This window comes from Streptomyces sp. NPDC051219 (assembly GCF_040682335.1).
GTDB lineage: Bacteria > Actinomycetota > Actinomycetes > Streptomycetales > Streptomycetaceae > Streptomyces.
Genome location: NZ_JBFBAS010000048.1, coordinates 15,239 through 39,744, shown reverse-complemented (window position 1 = coordinate 39,744; position 24,506 = coordinate 15,239). Strand labels below are relative to the sequence as shown.

The following is a 24,506-nucleotide window of genomic DNA, read 5'->3' as shown; positions in this document are numbered from 1 at the left end:
TCGGCACCAAGCTCTATCGACGTCCTCCGGACGGGCACCAGCCCCGATTTTCCCGGCCACGGGGCGGGACCGACAGGGCCCGGGATGACTACCAAGGGGCCCTGCCTTCATGCGCCGACCGCCAGAAGATCACCCCGGCGGGAAACCCGTTCGACTTGCACGTTCCATGATCGGTTGAGATACGGCTTCTTACAGTCCCGTACGTGGCGAAGGTCGACGCTTGGCCTCCGCGTGCCCGATCTCAGCTGAGGTCGCGGGTGTCCCAGCCTGGTGGGAGTTTGGGCAGGCCGATAAGGGCGTCGATGCCGAGGTGTTCGAGGAGGAGGGCTTTGAGGCCGCGGCCGTCGATGAGTTCCATACGGCCGGTGCGTTGGGCGAAGTCGTGACTGGCTTTGCCGTACCAGGCGGTGGTGACGAGGATGCCCTTGGCGGCGGCTTTGTCGTGCATGACGCCGGCCAGCGCGCGGACCGCTTCGGCGGGGACTGTGTTCTTCGTGCGTTTGGCCTGGATGATGCACAGGCCGCCTATGATGGGGTCCTCGTTGGTGGCGACTGCGTCCACGCCATCGTCGCGGGATGCCTGGGTGACCCAGGCCTTGAGGCCGATCTCTTCGAACAGGCGCCGGATCAGGTGCTCGAACTCGATGGGGTCCAGGACGACGAGGTCGGGACGGCTGTCGAGGCCGGCGACGACGTCGACCTCCGGCGCGAGCTTGTACTTCTTGAGGTCGAAGGTGACCACAGGGCGTACCGGCTCGAGATCGTAAGGGTGCTGGGAGACCACCGCGTTGAGGTGCCGAAGGCACTGCACCGGGTCGAGTTCGGGCTCGTCCAGCACCAGGTCCTCGAACGTCTCACGGCTGGAGCGGACGCTGACCAGGCAGGGCCTGATCGCCTTGCCCGTGGCGCGGTCTTTGGAATGCGCATGCCCGTTGAATGCCACCACGTCCACCAACGACGGGGGAGTGACGGCGAAGGCCTCATCGATCGCCCGCAGTGCAAGCCGTGCCACCAGAGTCCGGTACAACTCTTTGACCTCGGCTTCCTTGCGCGGCTGCGGCACAACAGCCGGCGGCGCCGAGGCCTTGTAGCGGTACTGCGCCACCGTCGGCACGACGTCCTGGCCGGGTAGGTCGATCTCAAGAAGCAGCTGCCGCGTCTCGGGAGCGAACGCCGATCGCCACACGCCGCGCAGCCCCGCCGGATAGACCACCTGGGCAAGTGCACCATCGACGGCGTTCATCAAGCCGTCCGGCCCGTCCTGCAGCAGAGCCTCTTCCACCGCAATGCGGTGGACGTGCAGCCCCTGCGGTCGCCGCAGAAGGGCCGACTGCAGCTGCTCCACCTGTTCCTGCACGGCCGCGGTGCGCTCCACCGCCTCCCCGCGCAGCTGTTCACTCGCACGCTGCTTGGCTATGCGCGCTGCCTCCGCCGCTTGCAGCGCTGAGTCCCTCTTTCGCTGCTCCGCCTCCCGTTCCCGAGCCGCCTGCCGCTTTTCCAGATCCAGCACCACCTGCTGCGCCCGACGGGCCTCCTCGGTGTCCAGACGCTTCTTCTCCTTATGCGCGCGGGCCCACGCCTGCGCCTGCTCACGCTCCTGCTTGGCCTTCTCGCGCTCACGTCGAAGCCGTTCTTGCTCAGCGGCGCGAACCAGCCGGTCCTGCTCCTGCTGCTGGCGTTTCAGCTCGGCAGACTTCGCCTTCTGCGCATCGCGGTATGCCTGCATCAGCTGGGCCGCGAGTGACTTCTTCCGCGCCATGCTCCCCCCTCGGCCATGGTCCGACCTGGCAGAACTGCCCACCGTGCAAGGTGAATACTCTCGGCGACCGCTCCGCGATGCTACGGGCGGATCGGCGGGCAGGCTGGGGAATGGCCGCCCGACCTGACGCCGATTGTCCGGCAGGCCGGTCCTGTTCAGCTCAGAGAGTCACCTCGGCCCCCTGGCGCGACTGCTCGACGAATCGCACCGCACTGGGCTTGGACTGGTGGCCTTCGTCGGAAGCCGGCCTGAGTCGTCCCTCCTGCCTTGCTGGCGCGGTCAGCGCATGCCCCGCCGGGTCAGGGGGGATCGGTTCGTCGGAGGTCTGCATACAGGCGGGCTGTGACGCCGGGCTGGCCGGGCAGGCGCCGGACGGCCGTAGCGAACCAACTCGCCGCTGCCTCTCAGGGTGAGGCGCGCTGTTCCTGCCGTCTTTTCGTAGTGAAGTGCCAGATCCGGCGCGTTCCGGGATTGCAATCAAGGCACCAGACAGGCCCATGCTGCGGAGTGATCAGGGGCGGTGCCTGTGCGGAGAGGCATACTGTCACGCTGGCCTGCGCCAGCGTCCCGCTGCTTAGAAGTGATGACGCTGCTTGACGAGCCCGGCACATCCGGTGCCGGGCGGCTCGGGCTGCTGTGTGGTGGGGCTTGTTGTCGCAGACGACCTCCAGGTGATGCAGCCGGCCGGGTATCGATTTTGTTGATGGGTGGGGTGGGCTTGAGATTCGGGATACCGCAGCGTGTGCTTGCGGGCTGTTTGGCTGCAACGGCGTTCACGGCCGGATGCGGGGGTGCCGCAGGGAAGACGGAGGTGGCCGAGAGGTCTCAACGGCCTGACACACCGATTGCGGTAAGCGGGAAAGTGCTGGGGCAGCGCGAGCTGGAGCAGGCTGCCGTCTCCAGAGAAGATCTTCCCAAGCGTGCATTTGATGCGTTGCTGGATCCGATCTCGACCGAACGGTCAGCGGTGGACCCCGCTCCCTGCCAAGCGGTCGCGGACTCGGCCGGTCTGGCGAGCTGGATCCTGCCCAAGGCCCGTGTCAAGCAGGTGATCGGCTCCGCGGAAGGCGACCACGGGGGTTCAATGGCGTTGGCCTCGCACACGCCCACGGAGGCCGCGGGGATGATTCAGCAGGTGCAGACCGCAGTACGCTCCTGCAAGGCCTTCACGCAGGCGTTCGGCTTCGCTTATGAGGCCGTCACACCTCTGCCGGATCCGGAACTCGGCGACGAGTCCGTGTCCTTCCGGCTGCTTCAAGTGGTCTCATCGGAAGGCGTAAAGCCGCTGAAGGTGCCGATGACGGTCATCGTGGTGCGCGCGGGCACAACCGTCGCAACATTCCAGGCCGCAAACATCAAACGTGACGGCCACGCTGTCGTACCAAGCGACGTCGTGAACAAACAACTGACCAAGCTCACCGAAGCCGCGCGTTAAGAAGGGTCAGCGCTGTGCCCACCGTTTCAGAGCCGCACGGCGCGCAGCCGTAGCCGTCGTACGGATCTACGTGGTCGGGGGCCCGGGGGATTGCCCCCGGGCCCCTTCGCGTATGCAGGTGGCCTTGGTCCGGACGCCGGGACCAGCACCCATCGGCATCGCCACGCTCTCGCTGGCCGTGATGCCGTTCTTGTCTGCCGGCCCAGCGCAAGGCGCTGCGTGGTGCCTTGGCCGGGGGTGTTCGGGTTGTTGGTGCGTCCTGGTGATCGCCGCTTAGGGCTGGTTCGCGGAGCGTGCAGCTTCCTGACGTGCATGTTTCTGTCCCGGAAGTCTATTGATCGTGTTCCCCAAGACTGTTTACAGTTCCCTTCGCGGTCTTTCACGAGACCGCTTTTCTGTATGTGGGTCTGGGGAGGCCCCGAAGGGGTGGGGTGGGCTATGCCTGCGGGCAGACGACGGCTGTTGGGCCGTGTCATGGGAACTGTGCTGGGGATGGCGCTGGTAGCGGGTGGTTCGCCGGCGGTCGCGTTGAGCGCCGACACGGCACAGCAGGCGGCCTCGTCCTCGGGTGCGGGGGAGTCTCCGTCGGCGCTGGCTGCGGCTTCGGGTGAGCCGGTCGAGGTGGTGGCGGAGCGCACCGAGTACACGCAGACGATGGCGAACCCGGATGGCACGTTCACGCTAACGCAGTCGACAACCCCGCAGCGGGTGAGAGCGGATGACGGGTCGTGGGAAAGTGTGGATGCGACGCTGGAGCGGCGGGTGGACGGCACGGTAGGCCCGAAGGCCGCGGTGGTCCATCTCGCGTTCTCCGGTGGCGGCAGCGGTAAGGACCTCATCCGGCTGAGCAATGACCGTGGCGCGCTCACGCTGGGCTGGCCCGGCCAGCTGCCGCAGCCGCAGCTGAACGGGGACACGGCTACCTATCCCGAGGTACTGGAGGGTGTGGACCTGAAGCTGACGGCGACGGCCGAGGGCTTCAGGGAAGTGCTGGTGGTCAAGTCGGCTGCGGCGGCGGCAAATCCGGCCCTGGAGGAGATCAAGCTGGCCGCGGCGGGCGATGGTCTGCGGATCGAGCCGGGTGCGGGCGGCGGTATCCGGGCGGTCGACGGGGACGGCAACACTGTCTTCAAGGGTCCGGCCGGGCTGATGTGGGACTCCGCCGGCTCCACGGCATCCGGCGAGCGAGCGTCTCGGACCCTGAGGTCCCTTCCCCCGGCCCAGGCGCAGACCGCGGAGGAGCCGCCGGTCGATGAGAGCGCACGGCCCGGCGACGGCGACGCCAGCTCCATCCTTCCGGTGAAGGTGGAAGAAGGTGCGGTCACGGTCGAGCCCGACCTGGAGCTGCTGCGCGGCGAGGAGACGGTCTACCCGGTCTTCATCGACCCGCCGATGGGGGCGGGTCACTCGGAGCGCACGGTCCTGTCTTCGGATGGGGACCGGTTCTGGGCTTTCGACGGTGATTACGGTCTCGGTAAGTGCGGCAGCGCCGATGGCTACTACTGCGGCAACGGCTATGTGAACCGCATCCTGTTCGAGTTCGCGCCGACCAAGCTGACCGGCAAGAAGATCATCGATGCGACGTTCCGTGCGTATGAGACGTGGTCGTTTAACTGCACTGCGCACTGGGTGGATTTGAAGCGGACCAACAACATCTCCGAGGGCACCCGCTGGCCGGGGCCGTCGGTGCTGGACCACATCGGCGACACGAACATTTCGGCCGGCCGCGGGGACAACTGCAGCCCGTCGCAGCCCGATTCGTGGGTGGAGTTCAACGACAGCTCCGCCGAAACGGACGAGAATCTCTCCTCGACGGTGCAGACCTTCGCTGATGGCGGCATCGCCCGGTTGACGCTGATGCTGAAGGCGAAGGATGAGACGGACCCGCGGGCGTGAAGCGGTTCAACGAGAACGCCGAACTGCAGGTCATCTACGTCCCCAAGCCCGGCATGACCACAGGCGTCGGTGTCGCCACCGGCACAGGCACGACGTACAGCTGCGCGAAGACAGTCGCCGACGCCGCGGTCGTCACCGTGGTGAACCCGAGCGTAAGAGCCACGGTGCAGACACTGGTGCAGCCGAAGACGAATGAGGGCGAGTTCCGCGGCTCGCTGCGCGCCTACTTCGCCGTCGAGAAGCAGAAACCCGACGGCACCTGGGTGGGTGCCTGGACTGCTACGTCTCCGGCATCCGGGTTCGTCATGGACGGAATGGAGGAGTCGCTCAATACCGCAGCGCTGGTGGAGAACGGGGTGTACCGGCTGAAGACCCTCACGCAGTCCTACTGGACCACAGGCGGAGTCACGTCGAGGCTGTCCGGCGCGTTCTCGGCGCCGTGCCACTTCAGGATCGATACGACCGTTCCGGTCCCCCCGAAGATCACCAGTGGGCTTCCGTACAGCGACTGCACCGACTGCGAGGCGACGGGCGGGCCCGGCATCCCGGGCGACTTCACGTTCGCACCGGGTGACGCCGCCGCCGACATCAAGAGCTACCGGTGGCGCCTGGAACCCACCCCGCAGTCCGGCGGCAAGGTGGTCGCGGGATCGACCGTGACAGTCAACGATGTCACGCCACTGCACGCTGGCACGCAAACGCTCGTGGTCGAGGCGAGCGACCTGGACGGCCAGGGCCGGGCGCGGTGGGGTGGTGAGGCCCGGTTTGTCTTCCAGGTAGCCACCGCGCAGGGGCCGATGGGCCGCTGGCGCTTCGCCGCAGACGGCACAACTTCGGGCTCGACTGTGCCCAGCACCGCCGACAGCACCACCGAGGGCGTCAAGCACGACATCACCGTGCACGCACCGGTGGCACAGTCGGCGACGTGGTCGGCCATGAGCCGCCGAGGTGAGGGCGACTACTCACTGCAGCTCAACGACACGATTGCTGACCCCGCACAGCGGACCGGGCACGCCTCCACGTCGGCGCCTGTGGTGGACACCAAGAACTCGTTCACCGTTTCGGCGTGGGCCTACCTGACCGACGCCTCGCAGGCTCGCACGGTCCTGTCCGCCCCAGGCAGCAACGGCACCGCTTTCGCCCTGTCTTACTCGGCTTCGGCCAAGTGGTGGGAGTTCAGCCGCACCGACCACGACCGGGCAGGCGCTTCTGTCACGGTGCGCTCTGCCGCGGTCGCCGAAAGTCCGCCCCTGCGGGTGTGGACCCACCTGACCGGTGTGTTCAACACCCAGGGTGACGCCGACAGGACGAACGACACGATCCAGCTCTTCATCAACGGCAGCCCTCAAGGTGCGCCGGTGAAGCTGGCCGCCGTCGCATTCGCGTATGAGGCGTGGACGGCTTCGGGCCCGGTCGAGTTCGGCCGGACGAAGGTCGCCGGCGTCTATGGCCAGTACTTCATGGGCCGGATCGACGAGGTCGCGATCTGGAAGCGCGCCATGTCAGAAGAGGAGATCCGCCTCGAGGGCGCACTGACGGAAGCAGGGGTGCGGGCCACGGAACTGGTTCGCCGTTGGGAAGCGGAATCCGCTACCGCAGACGCGACGGAACTTGCTGACGCCTCTCGCTACCAGGCAGCCGGTATGAAGCTCTTCTCGGCGGCAGTCGTCAACGAGCCCAACGACGAGGTGGTGCTCAACGGCTCCTCCAGCTACATGAGTAGTAGTGGCCCGGCGATCGACGAGACAGGCTCGTTCACTGTCACGGCCCGAGTGAGGCTCGACAGCCTGCAACTCGCGGGCAAGCCCGTCGGCTACCGGGCCCAGATCTTCGGCCAGGCAGCCCCCGGTGCCGGCGAGTCCTCGTGGGCACTGTGGGCGGAGAAGGTTTCCACCGCCAAATATGTGTGGCGCTTCGGACGGACCGCCACGGATACCGTCGGCAACATGGTCGAGACTGCATCGGTGACGTCCATGGCCGCGGCAGTCCTGGATGAGCATGTCCAGGTGACGGGCGTCTTCGACGCGGCCGCCAAGAGCACCGACGACGGCTTTGGCAAGACCTACCTCTACCTCGGGGCCGCGGAGCAGACGGCTGAGGAGAAGGCGAGCTTTACGACGCCGATGCAGGGCTCAGGTTCTCTCGCTGCCGGCCAAGGCTCCGCAGGCGGGATCACTGGCCACCATCTGCCCGGCGCACTGCAGGAGATGCGTATCTGGACTGGAGCCATGGCCAAAGATCAGATTGACTCCCAAGTCACCGGATCAAGCGTGTAATCACGTATACCGGGCGGCAGCCAGCGTAGAGGCTGCCGCCCGGCGACGGGCTGGAACACCGGCCCGCAGTTCCACGCATTGCCTTTCACCATCACGGACTCCGTTCCTAGCACCTGCTGGGACCGGCGGGTGCGTGCCGCCTTCGGGCGGTACTTCAGGGAGCGGAACAGGATGAACAGGTTCGGGGCGGCCATACGCAAGGGCGGTCGGAGACCGGGACAACTCCGCTGGACACGGCGGATTGCCGCCGTGGTCGGCTTCACCTTGCTTCCGGGTCTGTTGACTCCGGTCGCGTTTGCCGATGATCCCGATCCGCTGGGGCGGCCGAAACTGCCGGCGCACCGGGCCGACAAAGTCGTGCCGTTCCCGGAGAAGGTGAACAAGAAGACCGCCGCAGTGCTCAAGAAGGCGGCGGCCGCCGACCGGGCAGCGACCAAGCGCGCGGCGAAGGACCAGGCCAGGAGTGTCACCTGGCCCAAGGCCGGCAAGGCGCAGCTGACCTTGCCCGCGACCGGCACCGCCAAGGCCACGCCTGGCGCGCTGCCGGTGACCTTGTCGCCTGGGGCCAAGGTGGCCAAGGGCAAGCGGCAGGCCCCGGCTGCGGGCTCTGCCACCGTGCAGGTGCTGGACCAGGAGCAGGCCGCCAAGCTCGGGGTCAAGGGCCTGGTCCTGACGGTGACCGGCCCGGCCAGGGGTGGTTCCGCCGAAATCGGCGTCGACTACTCGGCTTTCGCCTCCGCCTACGGCGGTGACTGGGCCGGCCGCCTGAAGCTCCAGCGCCTGCCCAACTGTGCGTTGAGCAACCCCGGTGCGGCGAAGTGCCGTACCCGTACGCCGCTTGACTTCATTAACCACCGGCGCGACGAACGCCTGACCGCGCCCGTGGCGTTCACCACCGCCGCCCGCACCCCCGCCACGGCAGGAGCCCCGGCGGGTGCGAAGGCGGCCGGCCCGGCCGGGCAGACGATGGTGCTGGCACTGGCGGCCGGCGACAGCTCGGCTTCGGGTGACTTCAAGGCGACCCCGCTCGCCGCGTCGTCGACATGGGAGGCCGGTGGCTCGTCCGGATCGTTCACCTGGTCCTACCCGCTGCGGGTGCCGCCGTCCGCGGCCGGCCCCAAGCCGGACCTGTCGATCTCCTACGACTCCGGCAGCGTCGACGGCCGCACCGCCTCCACCAACAACCAGGGCACCGTCATTGGCGAGGGCTTCGACCTGACCTCGTCGTACATCGAGCGCAAGTACGGCTCCTGCGAAGACGACGGCCAGGACGACAAGTTCGACCTGTGCTGGAAGTACGAGAACGCCTCCCTGGTCCTGAACGGTAAAGCGACTGAGCTGGTCAAGGACGACACCAGCGGTGTGTGGCGGCTGAAGAACGACGACGCCTCTACCGTCACCCACTCCACCGGAGCGGACAACGGTGACGACAACGGCGAACACTGGACGGTTACCACCGGTGACGGCACCAAGTACGTTTTCGGCCTCAACAAACTCGACGGCGCAGCAGCTACCGACCGTACTCAGTCGGTATGGACCGTGCCGGTCTTCGGCGACGACGCTGGCGAGCCGGGCTATGCGGACGGCACCAGTTTCTCGGGCAGGGACAAGCAGCAGGCCTGGCGGTGGAACCTCGACTACGTCGTCGATACCCACGACAACGCCATGACCTACTGGTATGAGGCCGAGGAGAACAACTACGACAAGCTCGGCGACGACACCACCGGCACCGCCTACACCCGCGGCGGCTACCTGAAGGAAGTCCGCTACGGACAGCGCGCCGGGGCCCTGTTCTCCGCCACCCCCGCCGCCTCGAACAAGGTCACCTTCGGCTACGTCGAGCGGTGTGTGGCCGCGGCTCCCGGTTGTTCGTCTCTGAACGAGGACACCCGTGACAACTGGCCGGACGTGCCGCTGGACGCGGTGTGCAACACCGGCGACAAGTGCACCGGCAACGTCGGCCCGTCGTTCTTCACGCGCAAGCGGATGACCGGCGTCATCACCCATGCCTGGGACGCGGCCGCCACCACCCCGGCCTACGCGGAAGTCGACACCTGGGCGCTCAAGCAGACGTACCTCGACCCGGGCGACACCGGTGACTCCACCGACCAGTCCCTGTGGCTGGACGAGATCCGCCACACCGGCAACCGCGGCACCGCCCTCACCCTCGACCCGGTCACGTTCTACCACGAGTTCCTCGCCAACCGCGTCGACAGCGGCAGCGACAACATCCTGCCCTTCTACAAGCCGCGCCTGGTCGCCGTCACATCCGAGACCGGAGCCGAGACGACCATCAGCTACTTGCCGCAGGACTGCGTCGCCGGGCAGACGATGCCCCGGGCTGATGAGAACACCCGGCGCTGCTACCCGGTCTGGTGGTCCCCCAACGGAGGACCGGACCCCATCCTCGACTGGTTCCACAAGTACCCGGTCATGGCCGTGGTCACCGACCCCAAGGGCGGCTCCGAAGCTGTCGAGCACACCTACCAGTACGAGGGCGGCGGCGCCTGGCACTACAACAACGACCCGATGACCAAGGAGAAGGAACGCACCTGGTCCCTGTGGCGCGGCTTCGGACGCGTCACCCACTTCACCGGCGCCGGCCGGGACGGCAAGCCGCGATCCAAGACCGTCACGATCTACCTGCGCGGCATGAACGGCGACCGCGTCCTGACCCCTGACGGCACAGCCCTCGACCCCGACAGGCGCAAGACCGTCACCGTCGGCGGCATCCTCGCCGGCACAGCCACCGACCTCGACCCGTTCGCCGGGTTCACCCGCGAGACCGTCGTCTACAACGGCGACGTCCCGGTATCCGACACCGTCAACAGCGCCTGGACCAAGCGGACGGCTATTCAGCACAAGTCCTACGCCGACACCGAGGCGTACTTCGTCCGGGTCTCCGCCGTCAACGCCCGCACCAACCTCAACACCACCGGCACCCCGTCCTGGCGCCTGCGCACCACGACCACCACCTTCGACGACTACGGCATGCCGGTCACCGTCTGGGACAGCGGCGACAAGGCCACCATCAGCGGCGACGAAACCTGCACCCGCACCTGGTACGCCCGCAACGACATCGTGGGCATCAACAACCTCGTCTCCCGCACCCGCGTCACCTCCAACCTCAAGACCGCGCCGGTCGCCGACCCGTGCACCATCACGGATGCGAACCTCGACCTGCCGAGCAATTCCACGACGCCCGGCAACGTCATCTCCGACACGGCCATCGCCTACGACTCCACCACCTGGACCGAGACGCAGCAGCCCACCAAGGGCGAAGTGAAGTGGACCGGCCGCGCCCAGGCCTACACCACCGCCGACGCCCCGGTCTGGCAGAAGACGTCAACCACCGCGTACGACACTCTCGGCCGCCCCACCACCGTCAAGGACACCAACGACACCGTCACCGCCACGACCACGTACGCCCCCGTGGCCACCGGCCCGCTGACATCCATGACGCTGGAGAACGCCAACCTCCACAAGACCACCACGCTCGTCAACTTTGCCACCGGCGCGCCGACGAAGGTGACCGACCCCAACGGCAACGTCACCGAGACCGAATACGACGCGCTGGGCCGCACCACCAAGGTCTGGCTGCCCAACCGTGACAGGGAACTGGGCAAGACGCCCAACTACGTCCACGCCTACAGCGTCACCGCCACCGACATGCCCTGGGTGTCCACCGCCGCGCTCAAGGGCGACGCCTCCGGCTACAACACCACCTACGCGATCTACGACGCCCAGCTGCGCCCCCGCCAGGTCCAGACCCCGTCCCCGTCCGGCGGCACGGTCGTCGCGCTGACCCTCTACGACGAGCGCGGACTGGCAGTCTCCGCCCAGGCTGACATCTGGGCCCACGACAAAGCCCCCTCCGGCACGCTCGTGCAGACCGAGGGCGGCGCCGCACCCACCCAGACCGACACCACCTACGACGGCGCCAGCCGGCCCATCAAGGCCGTCACCAAGAACTACAACGTCGTACGCCACACCATCGACACCACCTACTCCGGCGGCACCGTCACCACCACCGCCCCGGCCGGCGGCCAGGCGACCACAATCGTGACCAACGCGCTCGGCCAGACCACCCAGCGCCGCGAGTACCCAGGTCCGCAGCCAACCGGCACCCCCACCACCACCGACTACACCTACACCCCGGCCGGCCAGCCGGACACCATCACCGGCCCGGACCAGACCAAGTGGTCCTACGGCTACGACCTGTTCGGCCGCCAAACGTCAGCGACCGATCCGGACAAGGGCAAGACCACCACCGCGTACAACCCACTCGACCAGGCGATCAGCACCACCGACTCCCGTACCAAAACGCTGCTGACCGAGTACGACCAACTCGGCCGCAAGACCGGCCTGTGGGACGGCACCAAAACCGACACCACCAAACTGGCCGCATGGGAATACGACACCCTCGCCAAGGGCCAGGCCGACAAGGCCATCCGCTACGTCGGAGGCGTGACCGGCAAAGCCTTCACCAGCACCATCACCGAATACGACCCGCTCTACCAGGCAACCGGCAGCAAACTCACCCTGCCCGCCGACGACCCGCTGGTGACAGCAGGTGTGCCGCAGACCCTGTCCTTCAGCACCCTCTACAACCTCGACGGCTCGGTAAGGCAGGCCGGCAACCCGGCCGTGGCCGGCCTCGCCTCAGAGATCGTCGGCAACGAATACAACTTCAAAGGCGTCGGCCTCCAGCTCACCGCGAGCGGCACCACCGGCTACCTGCAGGGCGCCGGCTACTCGCCGCTCGGCGACCTGACACAGCTGAGCCTAGCCACCGACCCGACCTCCACGAAGAAGCTCTACCTCAGCTACCAGCACGAGGCCGGCACCCGCCGACTGAAGAACTCCTTCGTCACCTCCGACACTCACGCCTACCGCCTGCAGGACCTCCAGTTCCGGCAGGACCTGGCGGGCAACGTCACCTCCATCTTCGACAAGTCCACCCTGGGCGGCACCGGCAAGACCGACAACCAGTGCTTCACCTACGACGGCCACCGCCGCCTGACCGAAGCCTGGACTCCCAGGACCGCCGACTGCGTCACCACCGGCCGCACCACCGCCAACCTCGACGGCGCAGCCCCCTACTGGAGCAGCTACACCTACACAGCCGCCGGCCAGCGCAACACCGAAACGACGCACGCGACCGCAGGAAACACCACCACCAACTACACATACGGCACCACCACCGGCCAGCCCCACCCGCTCGCCAAGACGGTCACCGGCACCACAACCAAGACCTACGCCTACGACAAGGCCGGCAACACCACCACCCGCCCCGGCACCCAGGCCACCCAGACCCTGACCTGGAACACCGAAGGCGAACTCGCCACCACCACCGAACCCGTAGTAGGCACCAAGCCGGCGCTGGGCACCAGCTACCTCTACGACGCGGCCGGTGAACTCCTCATCCGCCGCCCCACCACAGCCGACGGCGACACAGTCCTCTACCTCGGTGCCACCGAAGTCCGCCTCACCAAGCAGGGCACCACCACAACCCTGTCCGGCACGCGCTACTACACCGCCGCCGGCCAGACCATCGCCGTACGTACTGCCACCAAGGGCACGATCGGCACCAAACTCAACTTCCTCGCCGCCGACCATCACGGCACCTCAAGCCTCGCCGTCGACGCCACCACCCTGGCCGTCACGAAGCGCTACACCACCCCCTTCGGCGCCCCCCGCGGCACCAAGCCGACCACCTGGCCCGACGACAAGGCCTTCCTCGGCAAACCAGCCGACACCACCACCGGCCTCACCCACATCGGCGCCCGAGAATACGACCCCGCAATCGGCCAATTCATCAGCGTCGACCCCCTCCTCGTCCCCAGTAGCCCTCAATCCCTCAACGGCTACAGCTACGCCAACAACACCCCAGTCACCAGCAGCGACCCCACGGGAATGTGCGCGGAGGTCGACTGCCCCGCCCACGGAGTAACACCTCTACCGGATGGCTCCCCCCACCAGCAAAAGCCCTCCAGCGGCGACAGCGTCCACGCCGATCAAGGAACGGCGGACGGCAGCAGCCAACAGGAGGCTGATGAGAATGCTTTGATGGATCTTCTTCCGCGGACGGACGACCCTGACCGGTTGACGCAAATGTGGATGAATTACTACCGGGTCGACGGAGGCGACTATTGGCAGTCAATCGTCGGAGACGGCGATAGGACTGCCATTGCGTGCTATGGCCGAGATGCCTGTCGCGAAGCATTTGCATATCTAACAAACACTGGGGACGTAGCCGGGGCAAAAGAGATCGCGGCGACGTACTGCGTCAGAAATTCCTCCAAATGCGCAGGTGCGGCGCGCGACTATCGGACAACTAAGGCGATCCTGGAACTTCTTCCAGAGCTCGCCGCCGCATCGCGTGGTGCCCGTTTGGGGCGTACGTGCGCTCGGTGTTTCTTGGCCGGTACCGACGTCCTTATGGCTGACGGGACAACCAAGGACATCGAGAAGATCGAACTTGGTGACCAAGTGGTGGCCACAGACCCGGAAACGGGCGAGAGTGGGCCAAGGAAGGTAACCGCCCTCATCATCACAGAGGACGACAAGCACTTCAACAAGCTGTCCATCGCCACTGATGATGGCGTCGAAACACTGACAGCAACCCACGAACACCCATTCTGGTCACCGTCGGAGGGCCGCTGGGTCGAGGCCCGGGATCTAAAGTCCGGCACGACATTGCGCACGGATGACGGCAACACCGTCATCGTGACGGCGAATCGTGCCTTCAGTAAGCACGCGCGAACGTACAACCTCACGGTCGACGACCTCCACACGTACTATGTGCTGGCTGGCGAGACGCCGGTACTCGTTCACAACAGCAACTGTTCTCCATTCACCGACGGAGATATCTGGGACGGTTCATTCGATGTTGGAGGGCAGACGGTTGAGGCCATGGCGACCGTCAGAGCGGCCGGAGACACCGTGCATCTGGACGGATTGATGGTCTTTCCGAAGGGGACTCAGGGGCTGAGTCGCGCCCCGATTGGGCCAGATGCAATCCGGCAGATGAAGAGCTCCATCGCCGAGCAGGCGAGATCCCAGGGGTATAGCACCGTCGTGCTGAACTATGAGCGGCATATCCCGAAACCGGACGGCAGCATCTACAAGCGCCCAGGGTCGATGACCTTGGACGTCGCAAAGATCCTAGGAGATTAGAGAATGGATCGGTCTCGACTGGATGGGTTGGTATCGAGCATCGCGGGTCGAGGGCAAGTGGAGCGGGAACCGGTATTCCGAGAACTGCGAGAACTGGGCCTATCGCCGATCGAAGCAATCTACGTAGCTTCTCGTGTACTTGGCCTGTCTTTGCCCGAGGCGAAGACCGCGATATATGCGAGCGCCGCCTGGCGTGATCAGCAGGAGGATTGGCAGCGGCTTCAGTCTGGCCTTGAGGAGTGAAGATGCTCGCCAGCCTAAAGTCGTGGTAGCAAATTCGAAGCCCCGTCAGGTGTCTCCTGGCGGGGCTTCAGCGTGCTCTGACGGCAGTAGTTGACGGCAACGTCAACGGACGGGTGCCGCACACAATGGCGGGCCGTCGCCGTCGTCGGGCTGGCTGGTGGTCTCAAGGTCGTGCCATGACTCGATCCTTTCACGAAATCGAGCCTCCATTCGAACCGGGGCGGTTCACGGACGTCGACCCGAGCGCCGTGACGTTGAGCAGGCGCAGGACGTGCGAGACCGCCAGGACCGCATTGCCAGTCGTCTGCAGAAGTACCTGGACCGTGGGCAGGCATGACCGCCGCCCGCGGACCGGCCCCGGGCAAGAGGCGACCCTCGGCAGGCCGCACCGTCACTCGTGCCGGTGGTTCAGCCCCGCGCCGACCCCGGCCCGCCGGCGACGTGCGCCAGAGTGGGAAGATGCCCCGCCGGATCGTGCCCCTGCTCCTCGCTGTTGTGCTGGGCGCGACCGGATGCACGTCCGTGGCCCCCTCGATGCGACCCCCGACGCCGAGCCTGGCACCGGCGGGGCACCCCTCGCCCGCACCGGTCGAGTGGCCTCCCGTGCAGCCCCCGGCCCGGGCCGAACTCGCCCCGGCCGAGCTGGACACCAAGCCGACGAAGGAGAAGTCGGCCAAGCCCGACGCACCTAACCGGTCGGCCGATGACGGGCCGTCGTCACCGCCGCGGCGGAGGTACGTGCCACCGGATCCGCCGCGGCGGGCCCCGGCTCCTGACCGGAAGCCCGAGCACTCCAGGCCTCAGCCCTCACCGAGCCCGCCGCGCCCCTCCTACGGGATGAGGAGCGTGTGCGCCGCATCCGATGGTGTGGCAGCGCCCTACGTGACTGCGCTGTGCCGAGACGCCTTCGGCCACTGACAGCGGCCCGGTGCTTCCCGCACCAGCCCAGCCCGGCGACTGATCGACCGGGGTCATCTCTGTCCACGACCCGTCGCCTGTCAGTGCTCTGTACGACACTGGGACCATGGCGAGGTATCCGCGGGTCGAGTGCCCGGTGTGCGGCGGCATCTATGCCGGCGCACCGACGAGTGCGCTGGGGATGGTGTCCGTGCACGACCACAAGCGCAATCGCCGCGCCCTGGTGCTCTGCGCGGGCAGCATGGCACGGGTGCCCGCGGTTGATGCCACCGCGTATCAGGACGAGTTGCCCGAGACCGCCGCAGGAACCCCGGTGCCAGAGCCCATCGCCCTCTTCTGACAACTCTGCATGGGACTCATATAGACGGGCTCAAGGCCTCAGCCGCTGACCGGCTCTCCATCCCGCTTGTCCAGCCCTACTACATCCGGGAGAAGACGCTCGAAGGCCCAGGTCACCGCGGCGGCCAAGGGCAACCACGGCGGACGACCGGAGGTCATCGACGACGACGTGCTCACCTTCGCCGTCGCGCTGAAGAACAAGGGCGTCCCCCCGTCCTCGGCATCGTGAAGAAGCTCGTCATCAAGACCGGGAAGAACGCGGGCAATAACCCATCGGCCGCCTCGCTCTACCGGGCCCTGTCCGAAGCCGAGGACGCCGCGGCGGACGACGGCCTGCCGCTCCGGCCCAAGGCCGTCCGCATCCGCCGGCCCGAGGACCCGCTCACCCCCGAAAAGATCGACGGCGGGCGGCGGTTCTCTACGGGTCCGGCACTGGCGACCTCGCGTAATCGTGAGTCGCGCTCCGCCAGTGGGGGCTGTGCTCACTGTGAGTGGCCGCCAGTCTCAGCCCCTTTCCCCTGCCGCCGGGCAGGTCGGCCGTTCCGCCCCGACTCACCTGTCCGCGCTCCTCAACGAGATCGGTGTTCCCGGCTGCAGTTGCTCATGGCGCTGCCAGGCTGACCTCCTCAACGAGATAGGCGGCGTGGAGTCGATATGCGCAGGCGAGTCCGTACGCAACGGTGATTCACTGGCCCGATGAGCACGTTCGACGAGTACCTCACGGACTGGGAGTTCGGCGAGGACTGGCGGCCAGTGGTCGAGCACCTGGCGGCCCGCGTCACGAGCTGGCCCAGGGGGGCGCCGGAACCTGAAGACTTTTGCGTGGACTTCCCCGTCGACGTCCTATGGACAGACGGCCTGCTGGTGTGGACGAGCCTGGTAGACCCCGTGCGCAATATGATCAGCACCTGCTTGGGCGGCCAGATCGACCGTACGGGTCTTCGCTGCGGCATCCTGAACCCCCATAATCCGGGAGACCATCTCGACTGCCGCTTCGTCCTTCTCGGCGAAGGAAGATCCCTTTCTGATCTGGCAGATGTGCTTCTGGATTGGGTGGCCGCCGAGGCCGCACGTCTTTCCACCAGTCGACCGCAGCCCCTACGCGCGCCGGGATCCGTGCAACCGGAGGGTGACCGCTCCCGGGCTCGTGTTCACCGTGAGTGGTCGCCGGGGGCATAGTGCCGCCAGGTTCCTCCTGCCTCGGCGGCGAGCTGGGCGGTGGTGTCGTCGTGGTAGCCGAGCATGCGGGCGATCACGGGTGCGGGGGCCTGGAGGACGAGGTGGCGGATGGCCGCCGTGCGTCCTCGCTGGGTGGGGAAGCCCAGGTGGCGAAGCCTGAGTTCGAGCGTGTGCGGGGTCATGGGCTGTCCAGCCCTGCGGCCGGGAAAGAGCCACCGGGCGTTTGGGTTCGTGGCGGTCATGGAGTACCCCGTACGTCCCCGTCTCCACGCCAGGCATCGCCGCACGCCAGAACCGCTGGTCGTCCAGGTCCTTGAAGCGGGGCTGAAGTTGTAGCCCAGGATGCGGAAGATGCCGAACACGATGTCGGAGTACGAGGCGTTGTCGGTGGCGATCATCTCCGGCTTCACCCCGCCGTCGAGGTTCAGCAGGGCGTCCAGATCCGCGCCGTGCGCCTCGACCAGCACCTTCGCCGCCCGCGCCAGCGTCCGCGACGCCTTCTCCAGCTGCGGCAGCGTCGACAGCCGCTCCTTGTCCGTCGCCCGCTTCGCCGTGCTGATCAGCCGCGTCGCCATCAGCACCGAGAACAAGTCCAGCGCCTCGTCGATCGCCTTCGCCTCCAGGTGGCGCATCACCGCGGCGAGCATCGCCGTGCGCTTGGGCTCCGCTGCCCGCTCCAGACTTGCGGCCTTGGGCCCCAGCCCGTACCGGGCCAGCGCTGCGAGCCGGTTCGGCGGGATCTGCGACAACTTCAACCGGCCCAGCTGGAACGCGCCGATTTCATCGACCCGCTCCAGCGACCGCGCGAACGCGGTGCCCGTCGTCCGCGTCGGCGGCCGGCGCAGCCGCTCCAGCTCCGAGTACCGGCCCCCCTCCGGCGTCACCAGCGTGGCCACCAGGTCCGCCGGCAGCACCGGGTCCGCCCGGTGAGCGGCCCTGGCGACGGTGGCGTGCAGGCGCTTCTCCGCGATACGGCGGACCTCAGACACCTGCCGGGCCAGCACGCTCACCCCCGGCAGCAGCACACGGTTCCGCCGCAGCCAGCCCACCGCCTGGTTGAACAGCGCGACCGGCCCCTCCGCGTGCATCCACGCCCGGCCGTGCAGGAACGTACGGAACCTCCGCCCCCACTCCGGATCGTCGTACGGGTGGTACCCGTAGGCGTCCCGGATCTCCCACCCGTGTTCGTACGCCGTCTTCGGCCGCTCGGTGTACCGCTTCACGCACGACGGGTCATGTCCCACACCGCCGCGAGCCGCTACGCGGCCATCGCCCAGAGCCTGCTCGACGACCAGGTCGAGCAGGCCGCCGAGGGTGAATGAGTATCGTGCCGATTCAGTGGCGACTGTCTCGTCTCATGCTAATTGGCCCCTGTCGCAGGTGATCTGGTCCGATTCGCTCGTCGGCTCAGGCGACCTGGTCTGTTGGCGCTACTCATGTCACGCGAGACCTCGACCGCACGGCGATGAAACCCCGGGATCTCGGTGACCAGCACGCGCCGCTACGGTGGACCGATGTCATCGATCAAGAAGTTCCAAGTCACCTTCGACTGCGCAGAACCTGAGCGCCTCGCTCGTTTCTGGTGCGAGGTGCTGGGGTACGTCGTACCGCCGCCACCGGAGGGGTTTGCCACTTGGGACGACTTCAAGCGCTCGCAGCCACCTGAGCAGCGGGATTCATGGTTCGCCTGCAGTGATCCCTCAGGTGTGGGCCCGCGACTGTACTTCCAGCGCGTCCCCGAAGGCAATGCCGCCAAGAACCGGCTGCATCTTGACGTGCGGGTCGGCACTGGACTCGTGGGTGAAGAGCGCCTCGCCGCACTTGAAGCCGAATGCGCACGACTGGTCCCGCTCGGCGCGGTACACGTGCGAACGCTGCTTGCCGATGGCACCAACGAGTCGTGCATCCCGATGCAGGACATCGAGGGCAACGAGTTCTGCATCGACTGAGGGGGCCACGAACGTGTCCTCGTTCTGCCCCCATGGGCCAAGACGAAGAACCGCCCCCGACCTGTCAGGGGTTCGGGGCTTCTCGCATCCTGGTGGTGATGGTCCGTCACCTTGGTCGCGTCACGCGGGAGGAGACCGGGGTGCGGCAGGAGTGGGAGCCGGAGGACCTGATCGAGGTCTGGACGCTACTGGAAGAGGACCAGGAGCGATTACGGAACAAGTCGGGGCGAACCGGCTGGGGTTCGCGTTGTTGTTGAAGTACTTCGAGGTCGAGGCCAGGTTCCCGGAGGACGCTGCGGAGATCCCGGGGTCGGCGGTGTCATACGTCGCTCAGCAGGTGAAGGTGGCGGCGGAGGAGTGGGCCGCGTACGACTGGGCGGGGCGGGCGATCAAGCGGCATGGGGTGGAGATCCGGGCCGTGTTCGACTTCCGCGAGTGCACCGAGGAGGACCAGGCCCAGCTCGCCGAGTGGTTGTCCGTCGAGCTGTGCGGAGTGGAGTTGTCCCGCGACCGGCTTGCGGAGGCGGTGGTGACCCGGTGCCGCAAAGAACGGCTGGAGCCGCCGGCCCCCGGGCAGATTGCCTCCACGGCCAGCCGCTTCCCGCCGCGCCCCTTCCCGCCGCGCGGGCCCTCCTTGGCCTCGTCCTCCTGGTCGCCCTTCCCGCTGTCCTCGGCGGGGGCTGCAGCAAGTGGGCCGCCGGGGCGTCCCTGGACGGCCTGGGCCTGCCCGGCTGACGTCCGGCGGGCAGCAGGGTGAGAGAGAAGACTGCCAAGCCGATCCACTGCCAGATCATCGTCGTGGGTTCCTGTCGGTGTCGGGACGGGGCGGGAGGTGAGCGTTACCGGCGGCCGGCTGCGGCCATGACGAGCCCGGTGACGAGCAGGGACAGCCCGATCATGAGAACAGGGACGCCGGGTCCGGGCAGGAAGTACATCGCCACACCGGCCAGGGTGAGAGGTGCGCCGATGGCGGCCATCACCTTCCCGATCTGTCTTTCCGACATCGGCTGCTCCTTGTCCGGCACTGGGGGCGGTGAGGCAGCCGAAGAGGTGCTGCCGGTGACGAAGGCGGCGAGTGCCCCGCTGAGCAGGGCCCAGGCCACCGCCGCCCAGCCGTAGCGGGTACCGCCGATCAAGACCGTGGCCGCGGCGACCGTCGCACCGGCCGCCATGGCCCGCGGGTTCGTGGCGAACGCCCACTGCCGCCGGGCACTGCCCGGATGCCGGAGCTCGGTGACGGCCGTGCGGATCACCACGGCGGCGATGACGATCACGGGCGCCAGCAGTGAGGCATCGCCGCCGGCCATCAGCTGTGCATCCCGTCTGTACGGGCAGTGGTGCCCTCGGCAGCCGTGTCGTGCTGGTAGATGTCGGGGATGCCGTCATTGTCGGCGTCGAGGTTCTCCGCCTCGTACAGGCGCCGGTAGACGGTGTTGCGCCGCCGCAGCAGGAGCGCGGCAAGGACCGCTGCGATCAGCGAGGCGACGAGGACGGCGGCCTTGACGTGCTCGCCGGTCTGGCCGCCGGGGAAGGCGAGTTCGCCGATCAGGAGGGCGACGGTGAAGCCGATCCCGGCCAGTACGGACAGGCCAAGGACGTCGGCCCAGGCGAGGTCGGGGTTGAGCTGGGCTCGGGTGAAGCGGGCGGCCAGGTAGGTTCCGGCGAAGATGCCCACCGTCTTGCCGACGACCAGGCCGATCACCACACCGAGGGGTTCGGGGCTGGTGAACACCGCGCTCAGGGCGGGGCCGGAGATGCTCACCCCGGCGGCGAACAGCGCGAACAGCGGCACCGCGACGCCCGCGGAGAACGGATGGACCAGGTGCGAGACCCGCGAGGCGGGCGAGACGTCCTCGCCCTTGTCGCGGGTGGTGCGCAGGATCAGGCCCATGGCGACGCCGGCGACGGTGGCGTGGACACCGCCGTTGTACATCAGCGCCCAGATCGCCACCCCGAGAGGCACGTACCACCACCATCCGCGCACCCGCAGCCGCTGCAGCAGGTAGAAGAGGACCAGGCCCGCGACGGCTCCGCCGAGGGCCCACGGGTTCAGGTCGGAGGTGAAGAACACCGCGATGATCAGGATCGCGCCGAGGTCGTCGACGACGGCGAGGGTGAGGAGGAAGGCGCGCAGCGCGGCCGGCAGGTGCGTGGACAGCACCGCCAGGACCGCGAGGGCGAAGGCGATGTCGGTGGCCATCGGGACCGCCCAGCCCGCACTGCTGCCGCCGACCGCCGTGACGGTGGCCAGGTAGAGGGCTGCGGGTACGGCCATCCCGCACAGCGCGGCGATGACCGGCAGCGCCGCGGTGGCCGGGGTACGCAGTTCACCGACGACCAGCTCGCGTTTCAGCTCGATCCCGGCCACCAGGAAGAACACGGCCAGCAGCCCGTCCGCCGTCCAGTGCCCCACCGACAGGTCCAGGCCCAGGGCCGGTATCCCGAAGTGGAAGTCGCGTACGGACGCGTAGGCCGCACTCCACGGGCTGTTGGCCCAGACCAGCGCGAGGACGGCTGCGCCGAGGAGGACCAGGCCGCCGACGGTCTCGGTGCGCAGGGCCCGGGTGACCGCCTGCCGTTCGGGCAGGGGCAGCAGACCGAGGAAGGGGGAGCGGGTGCCGGCCATGGCAGTGGGCCTCCGGTATGTCAGCGACGAGAGGGCACACTGCCCCCAGGACGCCGACCAGACTTCCCGGCACACCGCGCGCCAGCTCTTGACGCGTTCTTTACACCGTATCCACCGGATGGGCAGGCTGTCTGCCCCGGACGCCTCCGCAAGATCACATCGGCGTGAGGTTGTGATCAGCCCTGGCGGGAGGCGCACCACCAGGCAGCGAGGGCGCCGAGCACGAGTGCGGCGGCCGCGTACAGCTCGGGCCGCTTGGCGGGCATCGCATAGAGGACAGCGCCCGCGATCGTGAGGATCGCGCCCATCACCAGCAGGGGCGAGGCCGGGCAGCGGGCGGGCGGCGGGTCACGGCGGGGCACGGCGGGTCAGGACCCGGCGGGTGCGGCCTGGTGCAGGCGCGTACGGAGCGTTTCGGCGAAGTCCTCGGCGCGGGCCAGCTGGATGCGGAGTTTGTCGACCTGCTCGGTGGCGGCCTGCTCGTACTCGCGCACGCGCTTCAGCAGGGCCTCGCGCTCGCCGGTGTCGAGGCCGGGTTCGTTGTCGAGGCGGTAGGTGGCATCCAGGAGGTCGCGCATCTGGTCGAGGGTGAAGCCGAGCGGCTTCATGCGGCGGATGACCATGAGGCGGGCGACGTCGGTCTCGGTGTAGAGGCGGAAGCCGCCCTGTGAGCGCGCCGAGGGGGCGACCAGGCCGGTCTCCTCGTAGTGGCGGATGGTGCGCAGGGACAACTCCGTCCGCGCGGCGACTTCGCCGATCTGCATGTGCTTGTCGTCCACGCCCGCGGTCCCGGCCCTTCTCGTTGCGGCGGGCCGCGTCCTGTACGACCCCACCGATCTCTACTCTAACGTTAGGGTAGAGTCGTGGTTGGTGAGGGCGGCCCGTCTGCCCCGCGACTGCCGTTCCGGGGCCGATGGCGCCCCCGGCGAAGATCCGATTCTTGCAGGAGAGAGCGTGCGCGAGCCCATGACGCCCAGCGCAGCCGCCTGCCCACCGTGACGCTTCGCCTCGGATGCGAGCTGCCCGGCCACGTACTGCGCAGGCCCGCCGCATCCACCTTTCCGATCTTCCGGCCCGTCTGATCTTCGGGCCGCCCGCGGGGCGCCGGCCCGGCTCCTCCGCGTTCTCCCGCACACCTGCGGCCTGCCGGCGGGGTGTGCCCGAGTACGACAGGTTCCCCTTCTCTTGTCTTCTTCCGTTGTGACTCCCGCCGCGCGGCTGCGCGGCCTGCGTCCGGACTGGCTGAACAATCCGAAGGTCTGGCGCACTGAGGTGCTGGCCGGCCTGGTCGTCGCGCTCGCGCTGATTCCGGAGGCGATCTCGTTCTCGATCATCGCCGGTGTCGACCCGGCGGTCGGACTGTTCGCCTCGTTCACCATGGCCGTGGTCATCTCCATCGTCGGCGGCCGACGGGCGATGATCTCGGCGGCCACCGGCGCCGTCGCGCTGGTGATCGCGCCGCTGAACCGTGAGCACGGGTTCGGCTACCTGGTCGCCGCGGTCATCCTGGCCGGCGTCTTCCAGGTCGCGCTCGGCGCGCTGGGTGTGGCGAAGCTGATGCGGTTCGTGCCGCGCTCGGTGATGGTCGGCTTCGTCAACGCCCTCGCCATCCTGATCTTCATGGCCCAGGTCCCCGAGATGACCGCCGTGCCGTGGGCCGTCTATCCGCTGATCATCGGCGGCCTCGCGCTGATGGTGTTCTTCCCGAAGGTCACCACGGTGATCCCGGCCCCGCTGGTCTCCATCGTCATCCTGACCGTGATCACCGTCGCAGCCGCGATCGCAGTGCCGACCGTGGGTGACAAGGGCGCCCTGCCGTCCTCGCTGCCGGTCCCGGGCCTTCCCGACGTGCCGTTCACGATGGACACCCTGGCCACCATCGCCCCGTACGCGTTCGCGATGGCGCTGGTCGGCCTGATGGAGTCGCTGATGACGGCCAAGCTCGTCGACGAGATCACCGACACCCACTCCTCCAAGACCCGCGAGTCGATCGGCCAGGGCATCGCCAACATCGTCACCGGGTTCTTCGGCGGCATGGGCGGCTGCGCCATGATCGGCCAGACGATGATCAACGTGAAGGTGTCCGGGGCCCGTACCCGCCTGTCCACGTTCCTCGCGGGCGCGTTCCTGATGGTGCTGTGCATCGTCTTCGGCCCGGTCGTCTCCAACATCCCCATGGCCGCCCTGGTCGCCGTGATGGTGATGGTGTCCTTCGCGACCTTCGACTGGCACTCCATCGCCCCCAAGACCCTCAAGCGGATGCCCGCCGGCGAGATCGCCGTCATGGTCATCACCGTGATCTGCGTGGTCGCCACCGACAACCTCGCCATCGGCGTCGTCGTCGGCTCCGTCACCGCGATGGTCATCTTCGCCAAGCGCGTCGCCCACCTCGCCAACGTCACCGGGGTCACCGACCCAGACGGCAGCACGGTGGTCTACTCCGTGACCGGTGAGCTGTTCTTCGCCTCCTCCAACGACCTCGTCGGCCAGTTCGACTACGCAGGCGACCCCGACAAGGTCGTCATCGACCTGTCCGCCGCCCACATCTGGGACGCATCCTCGGTCGCCGCCCTGGACGCCATCGAGACCAAGTACGCCCAGCGCGGCAAGACGGTCGAGATCATCGGCCTGAACGACCCCAGCGCCGACCTCCACGGCAAGCTCACTGGTGAACTGACCAGCCACTGACCGCAACACCGAGAACGGC

The 24,506-nt window shown here is 67.7% G+C and carries 16 protein-coding genes and 2 pseudogenes; 11 read left to right on the top strand and 7 right to left on the bottom strand.

Annotated elements, in window-relative coordinates; all coding sequences use genetic code 11:
* Positions 1-241: 241 nt before the first annotated feature.
* Together AB0M62_RS31645 and AB0M62_RS31640 are read right to left on the bottom strand one after the other, a co-directional pair.
* Positions 242-1,759: a restriction endonuclease gene (locus tag AB0M62_RS31645; protein ID WP_366077787.1), complete on the bottom strand. Its 1,518-nt coding sequence runs from the start codon at positions 1,757-1,759 to the stop codon at positions 242-244.
* A 299-nt stretch (positions 1,760-2,058) separates the two neighbouring features.
* Positions 2,059-2,136 (bottom strand): annotated as a pseudogene (locus tag AB0M62_RS31640) (hypothetical protein); the annotation flags it as partial.
* A 434-nt stretch (positions 2,137-2,570) separates the two neighbouring features.
* On the opposite strand from AB0M62_RS31640, the gene AB0M62_RS31635 reads away from it, so the two are divergent.
* The 7 genes from AB0M62_RS31635 (at position 2,571) to AB0M62_RS31605 (ending at position 17,224) form a co-directional block, all read left to right on the top strand.
* Positions 2,571-3,194 carry a hypothetical protein gene (locus AB0M62_RS31635; RefSeq protein WP_366077786.1) on the top strand — a complete coding sequence of 208 codons (624 nt, stop codon included), beginning with the start codon at positions 2,571-2,573 and terminating at the stop codon, positions 3,192-3,194.
* A 492-nt stretch (positions 3,195-3,686) separates the two neighbouring features.
* Positions 3,687-5,090: a hypothetical protein gene (locus tag AB0M62_RS31630; protein WP_366077785.1), complete on the top strand. Its 1,404-nt coding sequence runs from the start codon at positions 3,687-3,689 to the stop codon at positions 5,088-5,090.
* On the top strand, positions 5,087-7,366 hold the full coding sequence (locus AB0M62_RS31625) for a LamG domain-containing protein (RefSeq protein WP_366077783.1): 2,280 nt from the start codon (positions 5,087-5,089) through the stop codon (positions 7,364-7,366). The genes AB0M62_RS31630 and AB0M62_RS31625 overlap by 4 nt, the downstream gene beginning before the upstream one ends.
* 171 nt (positions 7,367-7,537) lie before the next feature.
* Entirely contained in the window at positions 7,538-14,545 is a 7,008-nt protein-coding gene (locus AB0M62_RS31620) for a polymorphic toxin-type HINT domain-containing protein (RefSeq protein ID WP_366077782.1), read from the top strand.
* 1,267 nt (positions 14,546-15,812) lie between these two features.
* The gene (locus AB0M62_RS31615; RefSeq protein ID WP_366077781.1) at positions 15,813-16,046 is read left to right on the top strand and encodes a hypothetical protein; all 234 of its coding nucleotides are present in this window, start codon (positions 15,813-15,815) and stop codon (positions 16,044-16,046) included.
* A 66-nt stretch (positions 16,047-16,112) separates the two neighbouring features.
* Positions 16,113-16,274: a hypothetical protein gene (locus AB0M62_RS31610; RefSeq protein WP_366077780.1), complete on the top strand. Its 162-nt coding sequence runs from the start codon at positions 16,113-16,115 to the stop codon at positions 16,272-16,274.
* 467 nt (positions 16,275-16,741) lie between these two features.
* Positions 16,742-17,224: a hypothetical protein gene (locus tag AB0M62_RS31605; RefSeq protein ID WP_366077779.1), complete on the top strand. Its 483-nt coding sequence runs from the start codon at positions 16,742-16,744 to the stop codon at positions 17,222-17,224.
* Between the two features lie 257 nt (positions 17,225-17,481).
* Here AB0M62_RS31605 and AB0M62_RS31600 read toward each other — a convergent pair.
* Positions 17,482-18,486 (bottom strand): annotated as a pseudogene (locus tag AB0M62_RS31600) (DUF4158 domain-containing protein); the annotation flags it as partial.
* A 252-nt stretch (positions 18,487-18,738) separates the two neighbouring features.
* Between AB0M62_RS31600 and AB0M62_RS31595 the strand changes: the two are divergent.
* The 3 genes from AB0M62_RS31595 to AB0M62_RS31585 all read left to right on the top strand — a co-directional run bounded on the left by AB0M62_RS31595 (position 18,739) and on the right by AB0M62_RS31585 (position 19,930).
* Positions 18,739-19,173, top strand: coding sequence for a VOC family protein (locus AB0M62_RS31595; protein WP_366077788.1), 435 nt, complete (start codon positions 18,739-18,741; stop codon positions 19,171-19,173).
* A gap of 98 nt (positions 19,174-19,271) precedes the next feature.
* Positions 19,272-19,430: a hypothetical protein gene (locus tag AB0M62_RS31590; protein WP_366077778.1), complete on the top strand. Its 159-nt coding sequence runs from the start codon at positions 19,272-19,274 to the stop codon at positions 19,428-19,430.
* Complete coding sequence (locus AB0M62_RS31585; RefSeq protein WP_366077777.1) at positions 19,424-19,930, top strand: DUF4158 domain-containing protein; 507 nt, start codon at positions 19,424-19,426, stop codon at positions 19,928-19,930. Before AB0M62_RS31590 ends, AB0M62_RS31585 begins: the two co-directional genes overlap by 7 nt.
* An 82-nt stretch (positions 19,931-20,012) precedes the next feature.
* On the opposite strand, the gene AB0M62_RS31580 is transcribed toward AB0M62_RS31585, so the two are convergent.
* The 4 genes from AB0M62_RS31580 to AB0M62_RS31565 form a co-directional block, all read right to left on the bottom strand.
* Positions 20,013-20,480 (bottom strand): PGPGW domain-containing protein, encoded by a 468-nt coding sequence (locus AB0M62_RS31580; protein WP_366077776.1) that lies wholly within the window; start codon positions 20,478-20,480, stop codon positions 20,013-20,015.
* A complete protein-coding gene (gene nhaA, locus AB0M62_RS31575) occupies positions 20,480-21,799 on the bottom strand; it encodes a Na+/H+ antiporter NhaA (protein ID WP_366077775.1) in 1,320 nt (439 codons plus the stop codon). The genes AB0M62_RS31580 and nhaA overlap by 1 nt, the downstream gene beginning before the upstream one ends.
* 176 nt (positions 21,800-21,975) lie before the next feature.
* Complete coding sequence (locus AB0M62_RS31570; RefSeq protein WP_366077774.1) at positions 21,976-22,161, bottom strand: hypothetical protein; 186 nt, start codon at positions 22,159-22,161, stop codon at positions 21,976-21,978.
* Positions 22,162-22,167: 6 nt separating this feature from the next.
* On the bottom strand, positions 22,168-22,578 hold the full coding sequence (locus AB0M62_RS31565; RefSeq protein WP_366077773.1) for a MerR family transcriptional regulator: 411 nt from the start codon (positions 22,576-22,578) through the stop codon (positions 22,168-22,170).
* Positions 22,579-22,984: 406 nt separating this feature from the next.
* Between AB0M62_RS31565 and AB0M62_RS31560 the strand changes: the two genes are divergently transcribed.
* Positions 22,985-24,487 (top strand): SulP family inorganic anion transporter, encoded by a 1,503-nt coding sequence (locus tag AB0M62_RS31560; protein WP_366077772.1) that lies wholly within the window; start codon positions 22,985-22,987, stop codon positions 24,485-24,487.
* The last annotated feature ends 19 nt before the right edge of the window (positions 24,488-24,506 follow it).